The sequence below is a fragment of the Pseudonocardia sp. TMWB2A genome (assembly GCF_017312135.1).
Genome location: NZ_QKQY01000001.1, coordinates 1577971 through 1599949, shown reverse-complemented (window position 1 = coordinate 1599949; position 21979 = coordinate 1577971). Strand labels below are relative to the sequence as shown.

The following is a 21979-nucleotide window of genomic DNA, read 5'->3' as shown; positions in this document are numbered from 1 at the left end:
TAGAGGAATAATCATCATGACGACATCCTTTGCGCCGGACATTCCGGCGTCGTTGCGGGACTTTGCCGGGTCGCTGACGCTGGTCGGTTGCGGCAATATGGCGGGCGCGATGATGGCGCGCTGGCTCGATCTGGGACTGGCCCCTGAGCGCGTGACCGTGGTGCGCCCCAGCGGCGCGGCTGTGGCCGAAGGCGTGCGCGTCGTCACCGATATTGCCGAGCTTGCGCCAGTGAGCGGGCTGGTCCTGTTGGGCTTCAAGCCGCAGCAACTCGCCGACAGCGGCCCTGCGGTCGCGCGTGCGTTGGCACCGGATGCCACCGTCATTTCCATTCTGGCGGGCGTTGCTCTTGCCGATCTTGAAGCGATGTTTGCGGGGCATCATTGCATCCGCGCCATGCCCAATATGCCGGTGCGCGAAGGGGAGGGGGTTGTCCTCCTTGCCGGTGAACGTGATGCGGCGGTGGATACGCTGATGGCGGGGCTGGGCTATAATCAATGGTTGGCCGATGAAGCCGCGTTCGATTTATATTCCGCGCTGTCGGGCTGTGGTCCGGCCTATCTTTACCGCGTGATCGAAGCGATGACGGGCGCGGCAACCCGGCTTGGCCTGCCACAGGACGAGGCGCTGGCGATCACCAAGGCGATGGTGCGCGGGGCGTCCGGAAGCGCGCTGCGCTCACCATTGACGCCCGGCGAACTGGTCGCGCAAGTCGCTTCGAAGGGCGGCATGACGCAGGCAGGGTTGGATGTGCTGGACAGCGACGGTCAGCTTGCCGCGATCTTCACCGACACGCTACGCGCCGCCCGCGACCGCGGCAAGGAACTGGCCGACGCCGCACGCGGGTAAGGGGCAGTAGTTTAATCCGGGGGAGCGGTTAAGGCTGCTCCCGCCCGTTATTATTCCGGCACGGCTTGGGGGGGGGGGCTTGGCCCGCCGTTCGGGCGCGCTCTTCCAGTTTCGCCGCGTCGATGGCCTGTTGAATAGCGGCGCGTAACTCGGGCAGCATTTCAATCCCCATCATTGCAATAACAGATTGCAGGGGATGACACCGTAATGGCATAAATATGGACGACATGAACGGCGCTATGCTTTGGCCAAACTCGCGAGCAGCCCGCGCACCCCTTGGTCGCAATCCTCCCAACACAAGACGAAATCGCTTTCATCACCATACCAGGGGTCGGCGACAGGCTGGCCTTCACGGCCCGGCACATGGTCGAACAGGAGCGACAACGTGGCGGTGGAATCGTCCGGCTGAAGGCGGCGCAGGTCCTCCATATTGCTGAGGTCCATCGCGACAATATGGTCGAAGCGGTAAAAATCGTCGCGGGTGATTTGCCGGGCGCGCAGATCGTCAATCGGCGTGGCGCGGCGCGCAGCTTCCGCTATCGCGCGCGCATCGGGGGCTTTGCCTTGATGCCAGTCCCCCGTGCCAGCCGAATCCAACGTGACGTCCAGCCCCGTTTCGCGCGCCCTCACCCGCATAATCCCTTCCGCCGTTGGCGACCGGCAGATATTGCCAAGGCATAAAAACAGGATAGAGGTCATTGTAAAAACTCCCTAAAAACGAAAAATAATATTTGCGATGGACAGCAGATTTTCTTCTGCTAGCTTTCCTTACTTACACGGGTGAAAGTTGTCGCCCGGAACCGCATGACAGATAAAAAGGTCCGCATAACAGGGCCACACAGGAGAGGAAAGACGCATGAGCGACCAACAGGCGGAGTCTGTTTCCAGCCCCGATGCTTCCGTGACGAGCGTCCACGCGGCCGCGTCACAGGAGGGTAGCACAGACCCCCGCCAGCCCTCGCGCAGCTATGCCTGGTATGCGCTCTCGGTCATGGTCCTCGTCTATATATTAAACTTTATCGACCGCCAGATTTTGTCGATCCTCGCCAATGACATTAAGGCCGACCTTGGGCTGGATGATGCGCAAATCGGTTTTCTGGGCGGCGCAGCGTTCGGCGTGTTTTATGCCTTGTTCGGTATCCCCTTGGGACGGCTTGCGGATAATTGGAACCGCATCCGTTTGATGACCATCGGGCTGACCTTATGGTCGGCGATGACGGTCGCGTCCGGCTTTGCGCGCAATTTTGCGGGGTTGGGCGCAGCGCGCTTCGGGGTCGGTGTTGGCGAAGCATCGGCATCGCCCGCCGCTTATTCGCTCATTTCCGATTATTTTCCCAAAAGCCAGCGCGCGACCGCTATCGCCATCTATTCGTCGGGGCTTTATCTCGGCGCGGGGCTGTCGCTGTTTCTGGGCGGCAAGATCGCGAATTGGTGGAACGAAGCCTATCCCGGCGGCGGCCTGTTCGGACTGGTCGGCTGGCAAGCAGCCTTTGTGATTGTCGGCTTGCCCGGTCTGCTCCTCGCCTTTCTTGTCGCGACATTGAAAGAACCGGTGCGCGGGATTAGCGACGGGATTGAAAGCCAGACATCGCCGCATCCGTTCAAGGATTTTTTCGCCGAAATGATGACGGTCATCCCGCCTTTCACGTTGATCGGCGCCGCGAGCCGAGGTGTGCGTGCGCTCACCGGCAATCTTGTCTTTGGCGCGCTGACGGCGTTGGTCGCCTATGGCATGATAAGGCTGACCGGCGAGAAGAATATGCCGCAATGGGTGGCGATGGGACTGGGCTGCTATGCGGTCTATAGCTGGGCGACCTCGTTGAGGGAGCGCGCGCCGGTGACGTTCCGGCTGATCTGGGGGACACCCGCTTTCATTTATACCGGCCTTGCCTGCGCGATTACAAGCCTCACCTCTTATGCCATCGGCTTCTGGACGCCGCCTTATGTCGAGCGCGTGTTCGGCATCGGCAAGGCCGAAATCGGCCTGTTTGTCGGCGGAGCTGCGGCAGTGGGCGGCTTTATCGGCGTCATTGCGGGCGGCAAGCTTGCCGACCATCTCAAAAAGCGCAACCCCGGCGGGCGTTTGCTGGTGATGATGTTCTCCACCCTCGCACCGGTCATCCCGTTGATCGTCGCACTTAACACCAGCAATTTTGCACTGTTCGTCGGCCTGTTCTTCATCATGGCGACCACCACCAGCATGGCCATCGGCGCGGCGGGGGCGACCACGCAGGATCTGGTGATGCCGCACATGCGCGGGGCCGCCGCTGCGACCTTCTTCCTTGGCACCACCTTATTGGGGCTGGGCATGGGGCCGTATATGGTCGGGCAAGTGTCCGAGCTGACCGGCAGCCTGAAGAGCGGGATGCTCTCGCTGTTGCTGCTTGCGCCTTTGTGCATGGTGCTGCTCATCCTTGCCTATCGCAAAGTTCCGGAGGCCGAAGCCACCGTCGAAACCCGCGCAGCCGAAGGCGCGTGAGCGGGGGGAGGCGCTATCAGGGAGAGGAAGCGCCTCCCCTCTTATACTGTCGGTTTTTGCGTGGGCCGGTTGGCGCAAGGGATGCGTATGCTTTTGTGCGGCGCTGGATAAAGTTTCACGCGAAGGCGCGAAGGGTTTCCGGCCGTGGATGGCTAGAGGCGCGTACCGCGAGAGGACCGGAGGACGCAGAAGGTTTGAGAGTTTGAGAGATTGAGCTATTTGGATAGCGAGAGTCTGAGCGAACGCTAAAGGCCTAGATTATATGCGGGGTCTGGGGACTTCTCAGAAACTCCTGCCCAACCAATACCGCTCGTCCTGAGTGCCGTCCTGAAAGGACGGTGTATCGAAGGACAGGCTGCGCGCGCAACTGGTCCTTCGATACGGGTCATGCGGCCCTACTCAGGACGAACGGATTGAGAAACAGGACTAAAACGATCCCCATCAAATCTGGCGGAATACCCCGCAGGCGATGCGGTCGCCGCTATTGCCGCTGGGGTCGGTTTTATAATCGTCGGGTCCGGCATGGACGACAATCGCGCCGCCATCATCGTCGATAATGCCGCCTTGGCCGGTGTAGCTTTGTGCCGGGATGGTGAAATTCACCGTGCCCCGGCCATTGCTGCCCACTACAATATTAGGCAAGTCACCGCTATGCGGACCCATGCTGTTATGTGATCCGTGCTGGCGGCCCATCGGGTTCCAGTGCGCGCCTGCGCTTGTGAATTTCGGGCCTTCGCATTTGCCGACCATATGAATGTGCGTGCCATAGGTGCCGGGAGCAAGCCCGTTCACCGCAAGCGTGACATTCAGGTCGGAGCCGCGCTGATAGACCAAGGCTTCGCCCATCAATGCGCCGCCCGCATTGCGGATATCGGCGCGTGCGGCGGGGACGCCAAGGCTGGCAACGGTCGAACAGCCCGACACAATAAGGGCAGTCGCGATAGACAGGGCGGCTAAGCTTTTACGGGCGTTCATAAATTTCTCCAAAGATGGTCGGCGGGGGTGGCGGGGCATGGCACGCGGGCGATTCCCGCGCTTCCACACCAACACACAGCCATCCTTGGAGGTTCCCTGTCAACCCGCACTATTGCGCAGGTACGCGCGCTTAATCCGCCGGATCGTGATCCTTGAGGCCGATCGAATAATGGTCGAACCCGGCGCGCTCCACTTCGCTGCGGCGATAGATGTTCCGCAAATCGACCAGCTTTTTCTGCGCGACAATGGACGCCAAGCGGCCAAGATCGAGCGCGCGGAACGCATCCCATTCGGTGACGATGACGACAACATCGGCGTCCTTGGCGGCATCATAAGCATCACCGGCCATGATAACATCGGGCATTAGGGGTGCGGCTACCTCCATGCCTTCGGGATCGAAAGCGGTGATGGTCGCGCCTGCATCGAGCAAGGACTGGACGATGGCGAGCGAGGGCGCATCGCGCATATCGTCGGTGTTGGGTTTGAAGGTGAGGCCGAGCAGCGCAACCTTCTTGCCGCGCACCTCCCCGCCCAGCGCCTTGATGACCTTGCGGCCCATCGCGCGCTTGCGGTTGTCATTCACCTGCACCACGGCTTCGACAATGCGGATCGGCACATCATTATCCTGCGCGGTTTTGAGGAGCGCCAGCGTATCCTTGGGGAAGCAACTCCCGCCATAGCCGGGGCCTGCGTGGAGGAATTTGGTGCCGATGCGGTTATCCAGCCCGATGCCGCGCGATACATCGCGCACATCCGCGCCAACAATCTCGCACAAATCGGCCATTTCATTGATGAAGGTAATCTTGGTCGCAAGGAAGGCATTGGCCGCATATTTGATAAGCTCGGCGGTGCGGCGGCCGGTGAACATCAGCGGGGCCTGGTTGAGGAACAAAGGCCGGTAAATTTCGCGCATCACCTCGGACGCCCATTCATCCTCCGAGCCGATGACAATGCGGTCGGGGCGTTTGAAGTCGCCAATCGCCGCGCCTTCGCGCAAAAATTCGGGGTTGGAGACAACCGCGATTTTGTTGCGATCATTCACTTCATGGAGGATGCGCTCCACCTCGTCGCCGGTGCCGACAGGGACGGTCGATTTGGTGACGACGACGCAATCATGGTCGAGCGCCTCGCCAATTTCCTTGGCCGCTGCATAGACATAAGACAGGTCCGCATGGCCATCGCCGCGGCGCGAGGGCGTGCCGACCGCAATGAACACCGCGTCCGCGCCTTCGGTCGCGTCTGCAATGGTGGTGGTGAAGGACAGCCGTCCGGCCGCCACATTGGTCGCAACCAACTGGTCGAGGCCGGGTTCATAGATCGGCATTTTGCCGCCGAGCAGCGCGTCAATCTTGCGCTGGTCCTTGTCCACACACACAACATGATGGCCGAAATCGGCAAAACAGGCCCCCGAAACAAGCCCGACATAGCCCGCACCGATCATTGCGATTTTCATTCATTATGTCCTTTTGTCCGTCTACAAACGGTTGGGAGGCCGCTTGGGTGGCTGCGTCCTATAGCCGCCATTTGCTGAAATAGCGTAAAGGCCCGCGCCCAGTCTTGCCCGCGCCTATAGCCGAGCCACGCGTGCGACAAAAGAGGATTAAGTAAGGGAGGCGGCGGAGCGGGTGCAGGTGGTGCTGCCCAATAGTATCAAGCTCTGCTGTAAGGTAGGCAGGCTAGCTTTTGACAATGGAAGGGAAAGGGGGTGCGCCCCTCCCCTCCCGTCAAAAATCAGAAAACCCGCGCATATTGCTCATTGCCGATGAAACCCAATTTGCTGACTTGGGCATGTTTGATGGTCGCCAATGTTTCATCGACCACGACATAGGAAGCAAGCGGGTCGGGCTGGAATTGCAATTCGGGCGCGACGTCGAACTTCTTGGTTTGGTCAAGCAAATGGGCAAGCTGGCGCTGGTCCACCAAGGTGCCGTTCCACGCCATCACATTGTCCGCGCTAATGGTAAGCTTGTTTTTAACCGCATCGGGAACGGGGCCGGAGTCCGGTGCGGGTCTTGGCAAATCGACCTTTACCGAATGGGTCTGGATCGGCACCGTGATGATGAACATCACGAGCAGCACCAGCATCACATCAATGAGCGGGGTCGTATTCATCTCCCCCATCGCCTTGTCGCCGCTGCCATCCCCTTTGCCCAGCCAGCCCTTGATGCGGCCAAAAGCGGAAAAACCGGAATATGCCATCTCAACCTCCTCTATGGTGTAACCGTATCAATCTTCATAATTTCTAATTATGATATAACGTCTCACTTAAGCGGAGGAATTGCAAGCGATTTGGTCGGGCGGAGTGCGGGCGGAGGCTAAGGGCTTCGGGCAGGGGCTAAGAGCGGACGGGGAACGGCAGAAGGCGCAACGCAGGGGGACTAAAAGCTAAAAACTGGAGTGAAAGCTAAGGGCTAAGGACTGAGGAGGGGGCAGAAGGCGGATAAGAATAGCAGAAAGGGAGGAATGGGGATGGGGGTGGTGTGTCGATAAAATCAGAGGTGATTTTGAAAACCCCGGCACGCTTCCCGTCATATCCGGTCTATTACGCAACCCCCGCACCGCACCCAACAAAAAAGGCCGGACCTTATGGGTCCAGCCTTTAATTTCACGTGGATGCTGATGAACCCGAAGGCTGGATCAGAATTCACGTCCATATTGTTCATTGCCGACAAAGCCGAGCTTACCCACGTCCGAGCGTTTGATCGTCGCGAGCGTTTCGTCAACGATGACGTAGCGCGCATTGGGATCGGGCTGGAACTGGAGTTCCGGCATCGGCTGGATCGCCTTGGTCGCTTCAAGCTTGGCTGCAAGCGCCGTCTGGTCAACCGGCTCGCCATTCCACGCAAGCTGGCCGTTAATATCAATCGTCAGCTTATTCTTGATCGGGTCGATATTGTCGGTCTTCGGCGTATTATCCGGAACCGGCAGGTCGACCTTCACCGCGTGGGTCTGAATCGGAATGGTAATGATGAACATCACGAGCAACACGAGCATCACGTCGATCAACGGCGTGGTGTTCATTTCACCCATTGGCGCTTCATCACCGCCACCACCCATAGACATTGCCATGGTTTATTCTCCTATTCTAAAAAAGCTTAGAGGCGCGGTATAGTGGCCGAACCAGGAGCCGGTTCGGAAATGAACCCGATCCGCTGGTAGCCCGCATACTGCATCGTATAGATGACGCCCCCGATGCACTTATACGGTGTCATAACGTCGCCGCGAATATGCACTTCAGGCATGGTTTCGTCGGTGATATTTTCCGCACCGCCTACATCGGCGATAAGCTTTTCAAGTTTCGTCTGGCCCAGTTCGAGCAGCTTGGTCGAATCGACTTCCGACTTGCCCCAATAGACCTTGCAAGCACCCGTGCCGTCGTCATTCTCCGCGCGAACGGTGAGCAACACATTTTCCGGTTTGGTCTGCGTCGGGTCGAAAACGACCGGCGGCAGCTTGACCGGGACGGTGTCGAGCACAGCCGGAATTGTCAGAAGGAAGATGATCAGCATCACCAACATCACGTCCACGAGGGGCGTGGTGTTGATGTCCGCCATCGGACCACCTTCGTCTGATCCCATACTAATTGCCATTGATCAGCATCCTATCATTTCAAGTTCGTCCCGGACCGGATGTTGTGCCGGTCCGGCATGGAAGGGCGGGAGCATCCGCGCACCGGACGCTCCCGTGCTTCCCTTGATTATGCCTTCTGCGGAGCCGCAGCCGGACGGGCAGCGGCGGCAGCAGCCGGAGCCGCAGTTGCGGCGGTTACCGGACGGATCGTGCCGCGCGACATGATCGAACCCATAACGTCGTTCGAGAAGGTGCCGAGGAGACGGGCGATATTCTTGTTACGGGCCTGCAGCCAGTTGTAAGCAAGAACCGCCGGAACCGCGACGACCAGACCGATGGCGGTCATGATGAGCGCCTCACCGACCGGCCCTGCGACCACGTCGATCGACGCCTGACCCGACGCACCGATTTTCACGAGCGCGTTCAAAATACCCCAAACCGTACCGAACAGACCGATGAACGGCGCGGTAGCACCCACGGTTGCAAGGAAGGAAAGGCCGCCGTTAAGCTTCGAGTTGATGTGGCTTTGCGCACGGTCAAGCGTCCCATGGACCCAGTCATGGGCTTCCACGGGGTCGGTCAACTTGGTGTGTTCGGCTTCAGCGCGGATACCATCGTCAACGATCTGACGAAATGCGCTGTTCTTTTCGAGCTTCGCTGCGCCTTCATGCACGCTGTTGGCGCGCCAGAAAGTGCCCGACATCGCCTTATACTGGCGGAAAATCTTGTTCTGCTCGAAAAGCTTGGTGAACAGGATGTAGAGCGATCCGACAAACATGATGACCAGAATAGCGAACGTAGTCCATGTAACCGGACCACCTTCGCGCATCGCGGCCATGAAACCATATTTGCTTTCGCCTTCGGCGGCTGCTGCGCCTGCCGCTGCAATGAGATCAAGCAACATATTTAAACTTCCCTCTCAATAAATTCGTAAAAATCGGTTCAATTTTAAATTTGGAAGCGCGGTGCCGTTTTTCGGGCGCCACCGCGCTTTGGTAAAAGCTATTAATCCTTCGGGATCTGCCAGCGGACTGAACGCGACCAGCGTCCGGTTGTGGGCTGACCATCATCCCCCATTGCGGGCGTAAAACGACCACGGCGACGGATATTGGCACAAGCGGCCTGGTTAAGATCCTCATGCGGACCGCTGGCCGAACAATCGGCAACGCGACCGTCTGCACCCACCGTGACGCTGACCTGCGACGTGCCTTCGCGTTCTTCACGCAGCGCACGGGCCGGATAGTCGTCGGTCGTCACCCAGTTGGCCGGATTACCCTTGGGCGAAGCCGGTTTCGGCTGGGCCTTGGGCGGCGGCGGCGGGGGAGGCGGCGGCGGCGGAGCCGGCGGCTGCGTCGGCTGTATGCTCGGCAGATTGCTCTGCGGAGCAATTGGCGGCGGCGTCGGCGTCGTATCCCGCAACACGTTCGGCGTCGGACGCGCGATCGGCGACGGAGGAATTACAACCGGCGGCGGCACTTCCTTCTCCGGCGGAGGCGGAGGCGGCGGCGGCGGTTCTTCCGGTGGGGGCGGCTCTTCAACATCGACTACGTCGAGCTTTTCAGCCACCTTCTTTGCAATATCAACGGCCAGGCCGTTGACCAGGCCCCATCCGATAACAAACGTGATCAAGCCCACCAAAACGGCAGCTATGACCCTGTTCTTCGGATCTACATTATCACCATATGCCATTCAGGTATGACACTCCTTGCTTCATCTTGCGATTCTTAGAAGGTCGGGTCCGATGCAAAAAATAAGCAATGCCGGACCATTTTCAGGCCCTGCATCCCTTGAAGCGCATTTTCCCCAACCTATAATTTTTTGGCACGCAACGGCGTTCCTATCGACTCCATCGCGCTGGCGCAAACCCTTTATCGACCGTTAATGTCGGAAATAATACAAGGCGGGACAGGAAAGATGGCTCCCGCCATACCCGAAGCAAGAAAGGTAGTGATGATGAGATCGCTGATGGTTTCCGCCCTCGCCCTGTTGGCGAGCACCAGTCCCGTTTATGCCCAAAGCGGAAAAAATCCGGCGACTTCTGCGGACTCTGCCGCTGTTTCTGCCAGTGCAAGCCGTTATAATTTCGCCGATATTGCCGACCTTGCAGACCATGCGCCGATGGTGCTGGATGCCACTATCCGCACCGCTTCAAAGGTCGACAAGCCCTTCACCGCCGATGGCGGCGTGGTGCGGCAACGTTATTTTATCGAAGCCGATATTAGCGCCTTGATTCGCGCATCGCAGGCGATGCCCAAGCAAATCTCCTATCTGGTGGATATCCCGCTCGACTCGAAGGGTAAAAGCCCGAAGCTCAAAAAACAGCGCGTGCTGGTGTTTGCCCGCGCGGTTCCGGGGAAAGCGGGTGCGCTCCAATTGGTTGCGCCCGATTCCCAGCTTTTTTGGGATGCGACCACCGACCAATGGACCCGCAATGTCATCGCCGAATTGCTGAAACCCCAAGCGCCCGCCCGAATCACGGGGGTTTCGACCGCTTTTCACGCGCCGGGAAGCGTGACGGGCGCAGGGGAAACCCAGATTTTCCTTTCCACCGCGTCGGGCGCGCCTGCGTCGCTGTCGGTTAGCAGCGTGCCGGGAGCGGCCCCTACATGGTCGGCAACCTTTGGCGAGTTGGTGAGCGATGCGGACGGGATGCCAGCGCCTGCCACCTTGGGTTGGTATCGCCTCGCCTGCGGCCTCCCCGCCACACTTCCGGCGAGCGCCTTCAATGATGGCGGCGTGGAACATCGCGCCAAGATCGAGGCCGATTATATGTTGGTGCGTCAAGGGCTTGGCGATTGCACCCGCACCCGCGCACCGATCCGCCGTTGAAGCAAGAGGGGAGCTAACAGAAACAGTAAAAGAGACGGGGCTGGAATCTTGTCCGGTTCCGGCGTAGGGGGCTGGCTTTCTTCTTTCCCGTGCATCCTGCACCGCTCTTTTCACTTTAAGGATATTGCATGACCGCCCCCTCTTCCGGCCTTTCTTCCGGCGCTTCGTCCGGTCCGGCGTCCGGCGCGCAAGCACAGCCGCTGCGCATTGCGCTGGCGGGGCTTGGAACGGTGGGTGCGGGCGTGATTCGCCTGCTCGAAGCCAATAAGGAGCTGATCGCCCGCCGCGCCGGTCGCCCGATTGAAGTGGTCGCCGTGTCCGCGCGCGACCGCTCCAAAGATCGCGGCGTCGATTTGTCCCGTTATCGCTGGGACGATGATATGGACGATATGGCCGACCATCCTGATGTCGATACTGTGGTCGAACTGATCGGCGGCGCAGACGGCCCCGCGCTCACCCTTGCCCGCAATGCGTTGAAAGCAGGAAAACCGTTCGTCACTGCCAACAAAGCGATGATCGCGCATCACGGCCTTGCCCTTGCCCAAGCGGCAGAAGCGGCGGGCGTCGGCTTGAAATATGAAGCGGCGGTCGCGGGCGGCATCCCGGTCATCAAGGGCCTGCGCGAAGGGGCGGCTGCCAATGATATCAGCCGCGTCTATGGCATTTTGAACGGCACCTGCAATTATATCCTGACCACGATGGAAAAGGATGGCCGCGATTTCGATGTCGTCCTCAAAGAAGCGCAGGATAAAGGCTTTGCCGAAGCCGACCCGACCTTTGACATTGACGGCATAGACGCCGCGCACAAGCTCGCCATTCTGGCAAGCCTATGCTTCGGCACCGCGCTCGACTTGGCGCGCGTCGAAACTGATGGCATCCGTCATATCACTGCAGGCGACATCGCCGAAGCCGATGATCTGGGCTATCGTATCCGCTTGGTCGGCGCCGCGGTCGGCACCGAAGACGGGATGCTCCAGCGCGTCGCCCCGATGCTCGTGCCGATGAGCCACCCACTCGCCCATGTCGATGGCCCGACCAATGCGGTCGTCGCCGAGGGTAATTATGTCGGGCGGCTATTGTTCCAGGGTGCAGGCGCGGGCGACGGCCCGACCGCTTCCGCCGTGGTGGCCGACCTTATCGACATTGCGCGCGGTGAAGTTGGCCCGGCTTTCGCGATGCCGATTGCGGCGCTCAAATCCGCCGACCCTGCCGATCCCGGCGAACGGGGGGAGCGCAACTATGTGCGCTTCGGCGTCGAGGACCGTTTGGGTGCGCTCGCCGAAATCACCGCCGCGATGCGCGATTCCGGAGTGTCTATCGAAAGCGTCACCCAACGCGGCCATACCAGCGAAGGCGGCGTGTTCGTCGCGGTCGTGACCCATGAATGTAAGGTCCGCTGCATCAACGATATGGTGCAACGCCTCGCCAAATCGGAAATGGTCACGGGCGCACCATTGGTGCTGCCGCTGCTCGACGATTGAGATTTTTTCAAGCCGATAACATAGTCGTGATATAGTAACGGGTGGGCGTTTTTGCATGACGCCCTTCCCTGCGGGCATGACGCATGTCCATGCCGCGAAAAAGATCCTATAGAAAATAAAATCTGAGGAGAGTTATATTATGGCGGACATTATTTTCTATCATAACCCGATGTCGCGCGGGCAGATTGCGCGCTGGGCGCTGGAGGAAGCAGGTGCGGATTATGAGCAGGTGCTGCTCGATTATGGCACCAGCATGAAGGATGCGGCTTACCTTAAATATAATCCGATGGGGAAAGTCCCGTGCATCGTCCATCAAACGGATGCGGGCGAGCAGGTGGTGACCGAGGCTGCCGCGATTTGCGCCTATCTCGCCGATGCCTATCCCGCGGCCAATCTCGCGCCGACGGATGCAGAACGCGCGGATTATTATCGCTGGCTTTTCTATGCGGCGGGACCGGTCGAGCAGGCCGTTTCGGCGCGCTCGATGGGTTGGGCTGCGACCGACCCGCAAAAGCAGGGGATGCTCGGCTTTGGTTGCTATGATCAGGTGATGGACACGCTGGATGGCGTTATCGGCGATGGCCGCATCTACATCTGCGGCGACCGTTTCACCATGGCCGATGTCTATTTCGGCAGCCATATCGATTGGGGCTTGATGTTCGGCAGTATCGACAAACGTCCGTCCTTCGAAGCCTATGCCGCACGGTTGAAGGAACGGCCCGCTTACCAGAAGGCAAAAGCGATAGACGGTGCGCTGATTGCCGAAGCGCAGGCGAAAAGCGCGGGGTGATTGCGCCGTTCTCGCAGGTTCAGAGTAAGAAGGGCTAAACGGCTTTTCAGTCGTTCAGACCCACCCCCAACCCCTCCCGCAGGCGGGAGGGGCCTTATGAACTTCCCAGCTTCCATACCCCCAACAAAAAAGGCCCGGCGGATTGCTCTGCCGGGCCTTATCTTATGCAATGTCCTGTCCGACCTTATCAGTCGTTATTGCCCATGAACGAGAGCAGGAACTGGAACATGTTCACAAAGTCGAGATAGAGGCTAAGCGCACCCATAATCGCAACCTTGCCCATCATGTCGCTGCCTGCGACCTGGAAATACATGCTCTTGATGCGCTGGGTATCATAAGCGGTAAGCCCTGCAAAAACCAGCACGCCGATGGCGCTGATCGCCATTACGGTGATGCCCGATTTGAACACAAAATAGTTGAGCAGCGAGGCGATGAGGAGGCCCCACACGCCCATGATGAGGAAGCTGCCCCATCCGGACAAGTCCTTCTTCGTGGTATAGCCCCAGATGCTGAGACCCGCGAACGCTGCGGCGGTCGCAAAGAAGGTTTCGGCAATCGAGCTACCGGTAAAGCGCACGAAAATCGTCGAGAGCGACACACCGATAAGCGTCGCAAACGCATAGAAAGCGACCTTCATGCCGCCTTCGCTGAGGCGGTTCATGCCCGCGCCCATCAGCAGCACGAAAGCGATCGGCGATAGCGCGGCAATCCAGCCGAGCATCGACAGTCCGCCGGTCGGCGACAGCAACAGATTGACGGCTTCGCTATTCCCGATGACGTAAGCGACAATGCCCGTCCACAACACGCCCGAAGCCATATAATTATAGACTTTGAGCATATAGGCGCGCAGGCCCGCATCATAGCTGGCATCGGGCACGCCGACGCTGGGGTGATAGCTGGTGTCGGCGCCGACGCGATTGTCTTGGCGGGGATCAGACCAGTTAGCCATTGTTTCAAAAACTCCGTTGAACCCGGCCCTATGCCGGAACGCGTTACATATTGGAGCAAAACCGCAAAAATTCAAGGAAAACTATGCAGGAATCTTGCGCGGATTTCGGGGCATTTCGCATCATTCCGGCATATTTGCGCAAGCGATGCCCCCTTAAATTGCGGAAGCTGGGGGACAAAGCGGGCAGGCGCATCTTGGAGGGGCCTTCCGCGAAAAAAAAGCAAGCGGGCGCGAATAATTCCGCCCGCCTCTTGCCCGCGCGCCGAACCTCGCGCACAGTCACCCATGTCATGCACCGTCTCTTCATAGCGTTACGCCCGCCCGCGCCGATGCGCGCGCAGCTTCTGGGTCTGATGGGCGGGGTCGCGGGCGCGCGATGGCAAGATGACGGGCAATTACATGTAACACTCAAATATATTGGCGAGGTGGACAGCCACCGCGCCGAGGATATTGCGGCGGCGCTTGCGGGGGTCAACGCCCCTGCGCTCTATCTGGCGCTCGACGGGATAGGGACATTCTCCAAGAAAGGCCTTGTCCATACGCTATGGTCAGGCATCACCCCGCACGGGGCGGTGACCGCGCTCCACCACAAGGTCGATCAGGCGTGCATCAGGGCAGGTATAGCCCCCGAAGCGCGCGCCTTTGAACCGCATATCACGATCGCCCGCGCCAACCGCGCCACAGGGCCGCTCGATGCGTTTATTGCAACGCATGGCGGGCTTGCCTCGCCGCCCGCCTTGTTCGACCATTTCTTGCTGTACGAAAGCCATATGGGGCAAGGCGGCTCCTTCTATGAACCGGTCGCGCGCTATCCTTTGGGGTAAGGGTTGAGGGGAAGGGGGAAGATGTATCCCGATGATGTCCCCTATGTCCTCACACCCTTGCCCGCACGCAGGAAGCCCAAGCGCAGCCCCCTTCAGGCCTCTCTAAAAATACCCCCTCAGACTCCCGTCCCCGAAAATCCCTGACCGGAACGCCATCTGCAAAAAAATCACACTCTCCCTCTTGCGTAAAATAATATAAGATATATTTTGAGCGCATATGAAACAGTCAAAAATGATGAAAGGATGCTGGATGCGGTATCAGAATAGTGAAGAATATAGCGGCAGAGGCGCGCGCGAATTGGGCGGTTTTGGCCATGAACGTCGGGGCAGAGGCCGTCGCGGGTCGCGCTTTTATGAAGGGCGAGGTCGTGCCGAAGGCCATGAGCGCCGCTTTTATGTCTCGGACCATTATAATGCGGAACATCCGCGCGGCGAATCATCGGGCGAAGGCCATCGCGCCGGGCGGTGTGGGCATAGTAATGCGCGCAATTGGCACGACCGGCATGAACGCCGCGAACGCCGTGCGGCTTTTCGTGCCGCCCGTGCCGCTGTGCGAGCGGCGTTGCACGAGGGGCGGGGACCGCGCCGTCATGGTGGGGGCTTTAGAGGGCATTTCGGAGCCGGATTTGGCGGCGGCCATTTCGGGGGCAGGCATTTCGGGGGTGGCCCGTTCGGCCCCGATGGACCGTTCGGTCCCGATGGTCCTTTTGGTCCGGGCGGCCCGTTCGGAAATGATGGCCCCTTTGGCGGCGGCGGCGGTGGACGCGGGCGCGGCGGCGGGCGGCGGCGCAAGCGGTTTGACGGAGAGGAACTGCGGCTCCTCATGCTGAAGCTCATCGGCGACGAACCGCGCCACGGCTATGATATTATCCGCGAGATAGAGAGTCTGTCGGACGGGGCATATGCGCCCTCTCCGGGGCTGGTTTATCCGACGCTGACCTTGCTCGCCGATATGGACCTCATCGCCGAACAGGGCGAAGGCGGCGCGCGCAAAAGCTATGCGATTACCGATGCGGGCAAAGCCGAACTCGACGCCAAGGCCGATGAGGTGAAGGCGGTGCTGGAACGGCTCGGCAGCTTTGCCGGACGCGGCGGGCGCGACAGCATTGCACCCGCGCTGCGGGCGATGCAAAACCTTGCCGCGACCATGCGCAACAAGGTGATGCAATCGGCGCGCACGGGCGAAATGTCGCAAGAGGATCTGTTCAAAATCGTCGATATTATCGACGAGGCAGCGCAGAAGATCGAGCGGCTTTAAGGCGGGGTGCGGGGCTTCAATCCCGCGCCCTAAACCCCCGCGCCCTAAACCCCCGTGCGCTTATTGCGCTTATTGCGCCTATTGCGGACGTTCCATTCTGGCGGCGAGGCGGTCCACCTGCTTCGTCGCATTTTCCAACCCTTCGACCGTCACCAAAGTGAGGCTGCGCGCATAAGGATTGGCGCGCACCCGCTTATGTTTGGCGAGTGCAATCGTTGCTTCGCCGTCAATATTCAGCACCTCGCGGGTGGCGAGCGTCATCGCGTCGCGCAATTCCATCAGCGGCCATAATTCCGCCAGCATCGCCTTGTCGTCGGCCTGTTGCCCAAGCTGTTCTACCAGACTTGCCAGCGCGTCCAGAAAATGATCGCACAGCGCATCGGCCCGTTCGGCGCGGTAACGGTCCTGCGTCACAAAAAATTCCTGAATCGCGTGGAGTGCGCCCGGTACATTATTGCCGGGGACGGTATTTCCGGGGAGATTACCGGTCCCATCGTTGCTGGACACATGATTTTCAGGCGCATGATTTTTGGGCAAACGGGTCATAGGAATCGCTGTAGCCGCCTTCGGTTACAGTTGCGTAAAAGAAGGCGTGCGCGAAGCGGGTCTTATCGACGCTTACACCAGATAAATGACAAGATAGCGCATATCGTGCGCGTTGCTTCGCGTCGGTCCTGCCCCGCTTATACGGCCTCAAACCTGTTCATGGCTTAATCTCGTCGGCCAGCCGGAAACTGTCGGGCAATATGCCTTCATAATGTTCAAGCGGCGGCGCGCCGCGGATTTTCTGGCCGTGTCGCAGCAAGAAGATGTGGCGGACAATTTCGGCTTGCTGTTCGATGCCATAGCGTTCGAGCGGCCAGCCCGGAACTAGGCTATAATCATAGCGCGAAAAAGGATGGCGCATCAGGACGAGATAGAATTTCCCGCGCTTTTGCGCCTGCCACACATGGGTCATTTCATGGATGAACAGCCCTTGGCGGATAAGCTGCATATCGCAAAAATCGTCGCAATACAGGTCCGATTTGGGGTTGAAATGGATATGCCCCATCGGTGCCATCGCAACCATAGCAGGCTGGAAAAACGCCCATTTCCTGTTGCGGATTTCAACCTTGGCATAATCAATCGCCTCGCCGAATACAGAGCGGGCGAGGGTGATTTCGCGGGAGGTGAGCGGACGGGTGGACATGAGATCAGGCTTGCTTGAGGTTAATTGAAAAGATCGAAGATGCGGAACAGACCGGAGAAGGCGCTGACATCGTCCAACGTATTGCTGCCGGTGAGGCGCTTACCGATTTTATCGACGATAAAAGTGAGCGGAAAATAGACAATGGCACCGACAAGAAAGGCGATCATGAAGTTGCCGAAATCGTCTTTAATCCACGCCTTTTGCGTCATCCATTCGTATAAAATTGAGCCAATCAAATAGGCAATCGGTAGTATGATGGCTTGCCCGGTGAGAAAAATCAGGCATCCGCCGCAGCCTGATTTCAACTGACCGTTCGACGACATGGTTTATTGGGAATCTTTATCTGCCGCATCCTTGCCCATATCCATGCCCGCCATATCATGCCCGGCATGGTCATCCTTGGCCGCATCCGCCGCCGCATTGCCGGCAGTGGGTGCAGGATTGATCTTCACGTCCGCGACAATGCGGTCCTTGTTCGAAAAGACGAAGGTGATCGGGAAAGTGCCGCGCTGGATGGCGGCATCGTTAATGCCCCACACCATGACATGCTTACCGCCTTGCCTGAATTCGACCGTGCCCTTGGCGGGAACATCGACGCTTTGCAGCTTGTTCATCTTGACCAAGCCGTTTTCCGACACGGATTCATGCAGTTCGATGCGCTGGGTATCGGGCGACAGCACCGCGAGCAGCTTCACATCTTCCGGCCCGCCATTGATGCGGAAATAGACCGCGCCGGGATTGCCCTTGACCGCCGGTAAAGTGGTTTGCGCGCCGTGGATGTTCAGCACCGGCTGTTTGGCAGGCGGGGTGCAGGCGGCGAGTAGGGCGGTTGCGGCAACAGGCGCAATCAGGCTGGCGAACAGGGCGGGGCGGATAACGGGCATCGGCTTAATCCTTGGCTGGCTGGCAATTTCTATTCTCTCTAGTGGCGACTTCATCTTGTGCCAAGAAAAAGCGCACCTATATCGCTTGCAACAGTTCCAATGGCGACGCGGCTGTTTCGGCAGTTTCGCCCGTCATTCCCATCACATCTCACTAAGTTTCAGGGGTGAAAGATAATATGGCAAAAGTAATCGGTATCGACCTTGGCACCACCAATAGCTGTGTCGCCGTTATGGACGGCGGCAAGCCCAAGGTGATCGAAAATGCGGAAGGCGCGCGCACGACTCCGTCGATCGTGGCCTTCACCAAAGATGGCGAGCGCCTCATCGGCCAGCCCGCCAAGCGTCAGGCTGTTACCAATCCGGACAATACGATTTTCGCGGTCAAGCGCCTTATCGGCCGCCGCTTTGACGACCCCGTGACCAAGAAGGACACGGAGCTGGTCCCCTATAATATCGTCAAGGGCAAGAATGGCGATGCGTGGGTGAAAGCAGGCGGGGAAGATTATTCGCCGTCGCAAATTTCGGCCTTCATCTTGCAAAAGATGAAAGAAACCGCTGAAGCCTATCTGGGTGAAAAGGTGAGCCAGGCGGTCATCACCGTTCCGGCTTATTTCAACGACGCCCAGCGTCAGGCGACCAAGGATGCGGGACAGATTGCGGGGCTTGAAGTGCTGCGCATCATCAACGAGCCGACCGCCGCCGCACTCGCTTACGGCCTTGAAAAACAGGATAATAAAACCATCGCGGTCTATGACCTTGGCGGCGGCACGTTCGACATTTCGATTCTCGAAGTGGGCGACGGCGTGTTCGAAGTCAAATCGACCAATGGCGACACTTTCCTTGGCGGTGAAGATTTCGACGCCAGAATTGTCGAATATCTCGCGGACGATTTCAAAAAGGCCGAAGGCATCGACCTCACCAAGGATAAGCTCGCGCTCCAGCGTTTGAAGGAAGCGGCGGAAAAGGCGAAGATCGAATTGTCCTCGGCGCAAACCACCGAAGTCAATCTGCCCTTCATCACCGCCGACCAGAATGGCCCCAAGCATCTGGTCAAGACCATCACGCGCGCCGACCTTGAAAAGCTGGTCGACCCGCTCATCAAGCGCACTTTGCAACCGTGCAAAAAGGCGCTGGAAGATGCCGGGCTGAAGGCGAACCAGATTGACGAGGTTGTGCTTGTCGGTGGCCAGACCCGTATGCCCAAGGTGCGCGAAGCCGTGAAGGAATTTTTCGGCAAGGAACCGCATACCGGCGTGAACCCTGACGAAGTTGTCGCCATGGGCGCTGCCATTCAGGCGGGCGTGTTGCAGGGCGACGTCAAGGACGTGCTGCTGCTCGACGTGACCCCGCTCAGCCTCGGCATCGAAACGCTGGGCGGCGTGTTCACCCGCATGATCGACCGTAACACGACGATCCCGACGAAAAAGTCGCAGACTTATTCGACGGCGGACGACAACCAGCAGGCGGTGACCATCCGCGTGTTCCAGGGCGAGCGCGAAATGGCGGCGGATAACAAGCTACTCGGCCAGTTCGACCTTGTCGGCATCCCGCCGGCGCCGCGCGGTGTGCCGCAGATTGAAGTGACGTTCGACATTGACGCGAACGGCATCGTCAACGTGTCCGCCAAGGATAAGGGCACGGGCAAGGAACAGCAGATCAAGATCCAGGCATCGGGTGGTCTCAGCGATTCCGACATTGACCAGATGGTCAAGGATGCGGAAAATTTCGCCGAGGACGACAAGAAGCGCCGCGCGGCGGCTGAAGCCAAAAATAATGCGGAAAGCCTTGTCCACACCACCGAAAAGCAGCTCGAAGAGCATGGCGACAAGGTGGATGCGGGCTTGAAGTCCGAAATCGAAACCGCGATTGCCGACACCAAGGTGGCGGTCGAAGGCGGCGATGCGGACGCGATGACCGAAAAAACCCAAGCCCTCGCCAATGTCGCGATGAAGCTGGGGCAGGCCATCTATGAAAAGGAACAGGCCGGTGCAGCCTCGCCGGGCGGCGAAGGCGGTGCTGACGCTGAACCGGCGCAGGACGATGACGTGGTCGACGCCGAATTTTCGGAAGTCGAAGACGACAAGAAGGCCTGATTTTTTAAGATGAACCGGAACGGGCATCCTATCCGCGCAACAGCGGCAAGGGTGCCCGCTCTTATTTGAGCGGGTTAGGGCGGGGCGTTGAGTACCGAAATCGACTATTATGAATTGCTCGAAGTCGAGCGCACGGCGGATGATGCCACGATCAAATCCTCCTACCGGCGGCTTGCGATGCGCTTCCACCCCGACCGTAATCCCGGCGACCATGACGCCGAGCATCGCTTCAAATCCATCAACGAAGCTTATGATTGCCTGAAAGACCCGCAAAAGCGCGCGGCCTACGACCGGTTCGGCAAGGCGGCGTTTGAAAATGGCGGGCCCGGCGGCATGGGCGGCGGTTTTGGCGGCGGTTTTTCCGACCTTGGCGATATTTTCGAAACCATCTTCGGCGCGTCCGGCTTTGGTGGCGGTGGCAGCCAGCGCGGCCCTGCACGCGGCGCGGACCTGCGCTATGATATGGAAATCACGCTGGAAGAAGCGTTTCACGGGCGCGAAAGCGAAGTCACGATTGATGTCGCGGCGCATTGCGAAACCTGCGACGGCAGCGGCGCGAAACCCGGCACCAGCGCCTCACGCTGTGGCCATTGCCAAGGCAGCGGCAAGGTCCGCGCGCAACAAGGCTTTTTCGTGGTCGAACGCACCTGTCCGGTGTGCGGCGGCATGGGCGAAACCATTGCCGACCCCTGCCGCGACTGTCATGGCGAAGGCCGTGTCGGCAAGCGCAAGACGTTGAGCGTCACTATTCCGGCGGGCGTCGATGAAGGCAACCGCATCCGCTTGTCGGGCGAAGGCGAAGCGGGCGCGCGCGGAGCGCCGGCGGGCGATCTTTATATTTTCCTCCATGTGAAACGCCACGCGATTTTCGAGCGCGAAGGCACGACCCTGTTCGCGCGCGCGCCGATCAGTTTCACAACCGCCAGCCTTGGCGGCACGATTGCCGTGCCGGGCCTCGATGGTGTCACCCATGACATTAAAATCCCGGCGGGCATCCAGTCCGGCAAGCAAATCCGCCAGCGCGGGGCGGGGATGCCGGTGCTCAACGGACGCGGGCATGGCGACATGGTCGTCCAGATCGACGTCGAAACCCCGACCAAATTAAACGCCAAACAGCGCGAGTTGCTGGAACAATTCCGCGAAACCGAAACCGGCGAAGAATGTCCGCAGTCGAGCGGCTTTTTCAGCAAGATCAAGGATATGCTGGCGGGGTAAGCAGGGGTAGCCGAGGACGGTTAGCGGTTTGCGGTTAGCGTTATCCGTTATTCGTTCGCGCGGTGGCCGTTAGCAGTATATCTATCAGTGAGTCGTTGGCGCAAACAAGCCCGCCCCTTTGCAGTATATGACCCCGCCTTTCCCCACGCCGTGCCCCCGCGCAGGCGGGGTCCAGTGCCGTCTGCCATAATCTTCGATTGTGTATCCCTATAATAGCGACGCGCCCTACCACTCTGGACCCCCGCCTGCGCGGGGGCACGGGAGAGGAAAAATCGCTACTGGTCCTTGCTTCCAGTTACTCGCTCTCTCCCCCAAAAAACCATCATATAAAGTTTTCTTTATATCCACTCTTGACCCCGCGGGTCTTTTGGACAATCTTAAAGGCGTCATAGGTTCTCCGGTCGGGCGTACGCCTGCGCCGGAGCTAAGACGGGAAGCCGGTGCAAGACCGGCGCTGCCCCCGCAACTGTAAACAGCGAGCGGCAATCCAAGCAAAGTCACTGGACGGCTCACGCCATCCGGGAAGACGGATTGTCCGCAATGACCTGTGAGCCAGGAGACCTGCCTTTGGCATCATAACGTCCACCGGCGGGGTG

The 21979-nt window shown here is 59.1% G+C and carries 22 protein-coding genes, 1 pseudogene and 1 riboswitch; of the genes and pseudogenes, 9 read left to right on the top strand and 14 right to left on the bottom strand.

All coding sequences use genetic code 11. The features are described from left to right. Nucleotides 1-16 precede the first annotated feature (16 nt). Complete coding sequence (locus DMP17_RS07495; protein ID WP_337828441.1) at nt 17-847, top strand: pyrroline-5-carboxylate reductase family protein; 831 nt, start codon at nt 17-19, stop codon at nt 845-847. A gap of 237 nt (nt 848-1084) precedes the next feature. On the opposite strand, the gene DMP17_RS07490 is transcribed toward DMP17_RS07495, so the two are convergent. Next, the gene (locus tag DMP17_RS07490; RefSeq protein WP_337828440.1) at nt 1085-1546 is read right to left on the bottom strand and encodes a low molecular weight protein-tyrosine-phosphatase; all 462 of its coding nucleotides are present in this window, start codon (nt 1544-1546) and stop codon (nt 1085-1087) included. A gap of 157 nt (nt 1547-1703) precedes the next feature. Between DMP17_RS07490 and DMP17_RS07485 the strand changes: the two genes are divergently transcribed. After that, complete coding sequence (locus DMP17_RS07485; RefSeq protein ID WP_337828439.1) at nt 1704-3326, top strand: spinster family MFS transporter; 1623 nt, start codon at nt 1704-1706, stop codon at nt 3324-3326. A gap of 441 nt (nt 3327-3767) precedes the next feature. On the opposite strand, the gene DMP17_RS07480 is transcribed toward DMP17_RS07485, so the two are convergent. From DMP17_RS07480 to DMP17_RS07450, 7 genes and pseudogenes are all read right to left on the bottom strand, one after another. Then, on the bottom strand, nt 3768-4301 hold the full coding sequence (locus DMP17_RS07480; RefSeq protein WP_337828438.1) for a superoxide dismutase family protein: 534 nt from the start codon (nt 4299-4301) through the stop codon (nt 3768-3770). A 130-nt stretch (nt 4302-4431) separates the two neighbouring features. Beyond that, nucleotides 4432-5754, bottom strand: a complete 1323-nt coding sequence (locus DMP17_RS07475) for a UDP-glucose dehydrogenase family protein (RefSeq protein ID WP_337828437.1) — start codon at nt 5752-5754, stop codon at nt 4432-4434. 278 nt (nt 5755-6032) lie between these two features. Then, nucleotides 6033-6500, bottom strand: coding sequence for an ExbD/TolR family protein (locus tag DMP17_RS07470; RefSeq protein ID WP_337828436.1), 468 nt, complete (start codon nt 6498-6500; stop codon nt 6033-6035). A gap of 438 nt (nt 6501-6938) precedes the next feature. Then, the gene (locus tag DMP17_RS07465; protein WP_337828435.1) at nt 6939-7370 is read right to left on the bottom strand and encodes an ExbD/TolR family protein; all 432 of its coding nucleotides are present in this window, start codon (nt 7368-7370) and stop codon (nt 6939-6941) included. A gap of 26 nt (nt 7371-7396) precedes the next feature. Beyond that, nucleotides 7397-7855 carry an ExbD/TolR family protein gene (locus DMP17_RS07460; RefSeq protein WP_337828434.1) on the bottom strand — a complete coding sequence of 153 codons (459 nt, stop codon included), beginning with the start codon at nt 7853-7855 and terminating at the stop codon, nt 7397-7399. Nucleotides 7856-8165: 310 nt separating this feature from the next. Then, a pseudogene (locus DMP17_RS07455) lies at nt 8166-8775 on the bottom strand (MotA/TolQ/ExbB proton channel family protein); the annotation flags it as partial. Between the two features lie 101 nt (nt 8776-8876). Next, a complete protein-coding gene (locus DMP17_RS07450) occupies nt 8877-9560 on the bottom strand; it encodes an energy transducer TonB (RefSeq protein WP_337828432.1) in 684 nt (227 codons plus the stop codon). 129 nt (nt 9561-9689) lie between these two features. On the opposite strand from DMP17_RS07450, the gene DMP17_RS07445 reads away from it, so the two are divergent. From DMP17_RS07445 to DMP17_RS07435, 3 genes are all read left to right on the top strand, one after another. Further along, nucleotides 9690-10700: a hypothetical protein gene (locus DMP17_RS07445; RefSeq protein ID WP_337828431.1), complete on the top strand. Its 1011-nt coding sequence runs from the start codon at nt 9690-9692 to the stop codon at nt 10698-10700. Nucleotides 10701-10828: 128 nt separating this feature from the next. Beyond that, complete coding sequence (locus DMP17_RS07440) at nt 10829-12181, top strand: homoserine dehydrogenase (RefSeq protein WP_337828430.1); 1353 nt, start codon at nt 10829-10831, stop codon at nt 12179-12181. A 139-nt stretch (nt 12182-12320) separates the two neighbouring features. Further along, nucleotides 12321-12971 carry a glutathione S-transferase family protein gene (locus tag DMP17_RS07435; RefSeq protein WP_337828429.1) on the top strand — a complete coding sequence of 217 codons (651 nt, stop codon included), beginning with the start codon at nt 12321-12323 and terminating at the stop codon, nt 12969-12971. 187 nt (nt 12972-13158) lie between these two features. On the opposite strand, the gene DMP17_RS07430 is transcribed toward DMP17_RS07435, so the two are convergent. Then, nucleotides 13159-13920 carry a Bax inhibitor-1/YccA family protein gene (locus DMP17_RS07430; RefSeq protein ID WP_337828428.1) on the bottom strand — a complete coding sequence of 254 codons (762 nt, stop codon included), beginning with the start codon at nt 13918-13920 and terminating at the stop codon, nt 13159-13161. Between the two features lie 83 nt (nt 13921-14003). Here DMP17_RS07430 and thpR point away from each other — a divergent pair, with 83 nt between their 5' ends. Then, the gene (gene thpR, locus DMP17_RS07425) at nt 14004-14744 is read left to right on the top strand and encodes an RNA 2',3'-cyclic phosphodiesterase (RefSeq protein WP_337828427.1); all 741 of its coding nucleotides are present in this window, start codon (nt 14004-14006) and stop codon (nt 14742-14744) included. A gap of 436 nt (nt 14745-15180) precedes the next feature. Here the strand turns inward: thpR and DMP17_RS07420 are convergent, their stop codons facing one another. Continuing rightward, nucleotides 15181-15600, bottom strand: coding sequence for a hypothetical protein (locus tag DMP17_RS07420; RefSeq protein WP_337828426.1), 420 nt, complete (start codon nt 15598-15600; stop codon nt 15181-15183). Between DMP17_RS07420 and DMP17_RS07415 the strand changes: the two genes are divergently transcribed. Further along, nucleotides 15568-16002: a PadR family transcriptional regulator gene (locus tag DMP17_RS07415; protein WP_337828425.1), complete on the top strand. Its 435-nt coding sequence runs from the start codon at nt 15568-15570 to the stop codon at nt 16000-16002. The two genes, DMP17_RS07420 and DMP17_RS07415, sit on opposite strands and share 33 nt — an antisense overlap. A 78-nt stretch (nt 16003-16080) precedes the next feature. Here the strand turns inward: DMP17_RS07415 and DMP17_RS07410 are convergent, their stop codons facing one another. The 4 genes from DMP17_RS07410 to DMP17_RS07395 form a co-directional block, all read right to left on the bottom strand. Continuing rightward, nucleotides 16081-16548 (bottom strand): hypothetical protein, encoded by a 468-nt coding sequence (locus tag DMP17_RS07410; RefSeq protein WP_337828424.1) that lies wholly within the window; start codon nt 16546-16548, stop codon nt 16081-16083. 157 nt (nt 16549-16705) lie between these two features. Beyond that, complete coding sequence (locus DMP17_RS07405; protein WP_337828423.1) at nt 16706-17191, bottom strand: hypothetical protein; 486 nt, start codon at nt 17189-17191, stop codon at nt 16706-16708. Between the two features lie 20 nt (nt 17192-17211). Then, nucleotides 17212-17514 carry a hypothetical protein gene (locus tag DMP17_RS07400; RefSeq protein ID WP_337828422.1) on the bottom strand — a complete coding sequence of 101 codons (303 nt, stop codon included), beginning with the start codon at nt 17512-17514 and terminating at the stop codon, nt 17212-17214. A gap of 3 nt (nt 17515-17517) precedes the next feature. Next, nucleotides 17518-18075, bottom strand: a complete 558-nt coding sequence (locus tag DMP17_RS07395) for a copper chaperone PCu(A)C (RefSeq protein ID WP_337828421.1) — start codon at nt 18073-18075, stop codon at nt 17518-17520. A 176-nt stretch (nt 18076-18251) separates the two neighbouring features. Here DMP17_RS07395 and dnaK point away from each other — a divergent pair, with 176 nt between their 5' ends. Together dnaK and dnaJ are read left to right on the top strand one after the other, a co-directional pair. Further along, nucleotides 18252-20168 carry a molecular chaperone DnaK gene (dnaK, locus tag DMP17_RS07390; RefSeq protein WP_337828420.1) on the top strand — a complete coding sequence of 639 codons (1917 nt, stop codon included), beginning with the start codon at nt 18252-18254 and terminating at the stop codon, nt 20166-20168. A gap of 87 nt (nt 20169-20255) precedes the next feature. Further along, nucleotides 20256-21383: a molecular chaperone DnaJ gene (gene dnaJ / locus DMP17_RS07385; RefSeq protein WP_337828419.1), complete on the top strand. Its 1128-nt coding sequence runs from the start codon at nt 20256-20258 to the stop codon at nt 21381-21383. Between the two features lie 373 nt (nt 21384-21756). Beyond that, nucleotides 21757-21966: riboswitch (cobalamin riboswitch) on the top strand. Nucleotides 21967-21979 lie beyond the last annotated feature (13 nt).

What these genes read in the sequence shown, in the direction of transcription:
- DMP17_RS07495 (WP_337828441.1), top strand. Translation starts at nt 17, where the DNA reads ATGACGACATCCTTTGCGCCGGACATTCCGGCGTCGTTGCGGGACTTT.
- DMP17_RS07490 (WP_337828440.1), bottom strand. Translation starts at nt 1,546, where the DNA reads ATGACCTCTATCCTGTTTTTATGCCTTGGCAATATCTGCCGGTCGCCA.
- DMP17_RS07485 (WP_337828439.1), top strand. Translation starts at nt 1,704, where the DNA reads ATGAGCGACCAACAGGCGGAGTCTGTTTCCAGCCCCGATGCTTCCGTG.
- DMP17_RS07480 (WP_337828438.1), bottom strand. Translation starts at nt 4,301, where the DNA reads ATGAACGCCCGTAAAAGCTTAGCCGCCCTGTCTATCGCGACTGCCCTT.
- DMP17_RS07475 (WP_337828437.1), bottom strand. Translation starts at nt 5,754, where the DNA reads ATGAAAATCGCAATGATCGGTGCGGGCTATGTCGGGCTTGTTTCGGGG.
- DMP17_RS07470 (WP_337828436.1), bottom strand. Translation starts at nt 6,500, where the DNA reads ATGGCATATTCCGGTTTTTCCGCTTTTGGCCGCATCAAGGGCTGGCTG.
- DMP17_RS07465 (WP_337828435.1), bottom strand. Translation starts at nt 7,370, where the DNA reads ATGGCAATGTCTATGGGTGGTGGCGGTGATGAAGCGCCAATGGGTGAA.
- DMP17_RS07460 (WP_337828434.1), bottom strand. Translation starts at nt 7,855, where the DNA reads ATGGCGGACATCAACACCACGCCCCTCGTGGACGTGATGTTGGTGATG.
- DMP17_RS07450 (WP_337828432.1), bottom strand. Translation starts at nt 9,560, where the DNA reads ATGGCATATGGTGATAATGTAGATCCGAAGAACAGGGTCATAGCTGCC.
- DMP17_RS07440 (WP_337828430.1), top strand. Translation starts at nt 10,829, where the DNA reads ATGACCGCCCCCTCTTCCGGCCTTTCTTCCGGCGCTTCGTCCGGTCCG.
- DMP17_RS07435 (WP_337828429.1), top strand. Translation starts at nt 12,321, where the DNA reads ATGGCGGACATTATTTTCTATCATAACCCGATGTCGCGCGGGCAGATT.
- DMP17_RS07430 (WP_337828428.1), bottom strand. Translation starts at nt 13,920, where the DNA reads ATGGCTAACTGGTCTGATCCCCGCCAAGACAATCGCGTCGGCGCCGAC.
- thpR (WP_337828427.1), top strand. Translation starts at nt 14,004, where the DNA reads ATGCAGGAATCTTGCGCGGATTTCGGGGCATTTCGCATCATTCCGGCA.
- DMP17_RS07415 (WP_337828425.1), top strand. Translation starts at nt 15,568, where the DNA reads ATGCTGAAGCTCATCGGCGACGAACCGCGCCACGGCTATGATATTATC.
- DMP17_RS07410 (WP_337828424.1), bottom strand. Translation starts at nt 16,548, where the DNA reads ATGACCCGTTTGCCCAAAAATCATGCGCCTGAAAATCATGTGTCCAGC.
- DMP17_RS07405 (WP_337828423.1), bottom strand. Translation starts at nt 17,191, where the DNA reads ATGTCCACCCGTCCGCTCACCTCCCGCGAAATCACCCTCGCCCGCTCT.
- DMP17_RS07400 (WP_337828422.1), bottom strand. Translation starts at nt 17,514, where the DNA reads ATGTCGTCGAACGGTCAGTTGAAATCAGGCTGCGGCGGATGCCTGATT.
- DMP17_RS07395 (WP_337828421.1), bottom strand. Translation starts at nt 18,075, where the DNA reads ATGCCCGTTATCCGCCCCGCCCTGTTCGCCAGCCTGATTGCGCCTGTT.
- dnaK (WP_337828420.1), top strand. Translation starts at nt 18,252, where the DNA reads ATGGCAAAAGTAATCGGTATCGACCTTGGCACCACCAATAGCTGTGTC.